Genomic DNA, 704 nt, shown 5'->3' with positions numbered 1-704 from the left:
ATATTGAAGAGAAGTGTAAGGAAATTGAAAAATTGAGAGTAAAATATAAGGTGTTTAATATATGCAAAAAAAAGGCCGCCAGAAATGACGGCCTTTTTTATTGTTTAGTCCAAATTGATCCGCCGAATCCACCTGTTTTTTGTAGAGCTCTCAATTGCCTTCCGTTGTTTTCTACTTGAAGTCTTAAAACACCGTGTTGCATAATATTTCCAATGGGGATATCTCCCCATCTACCGACTATAATGCCTCCAGGTCTAATGTCCCCTACAAAAATATTGGTAAAAGTCGTTCCTAATCCGCCATCACTTAGTCCAAGCCAAAATACTTCGGATGTACCACTGGGTTGATGTATATGATATAGGCCACCATCATCACATTGCCATCTTCCTGTTAATGTCTGACGAAAGTCAGTATCATAAGCAAATTCATAAGGATACTCATATGGATGAGAATAATTTGTATAATTAGGATTAGTTTGTGGTTGCCAATACATAAAAATTCCTCCTTTTTTCTAACACAATCCAATATACGATGGCAATAACCCAAATGTTCTAGGTGAATATCCCAATTGATTAATTAAAAAAATCCTGCGTAAGTACCAGTCAATTTAGTTATTTTAGTGTAGTTTCTGTGTAGTTTATTATCGACTTTTACTTTTTTAATTATTTATACGTAGTGGGAAAGCAAAAGCTGCGGGTAAGTAA

General features: G+C 34.9%; 1 protein-coding gene. It reads right to left on the bottom strand.

Annotation, left to right across the window (positions count from 1 at the left end; translation table 11 throughout):
* Window positions 1-97: 97 nt before the first annotated feature.
* On the bottom strand, window positions 98-493 hold the full coding sequence (locus GBN78_RS29935) for a hypothetical protein (RefSeq protein ID WP_000289919.1): 396 nt from the start codon (window positions 491-493) through the stop codon (window positions 98-100).
* Window positions 494-704 lie beyond the last annotated feature (211 nt).

The organism is Bacillus sp. B2-WWTP-C-10-Post-4 (assembly GCF_009183805.1).
GTDB lineage: Bacteria > Bacillota > Bacilli > Bacillales > Bacillaceae_G > Bacillus_A > Bacillus_A cereus.
Note: the sequence above shows the minus strand (reverse complement) of the source record. Positions and strands in the feature narration are given on the sequence as shown.

Bases quoted from the DNA above. Each gene is read 5' to 3' on its own strand.
- GBN78_RS29935 (WP_000289919.1), bottom strand. From the start codon at position 493: ATGTATTGGCAACCACAAACTAATCCTAATTATACAAATTATTCTCAT.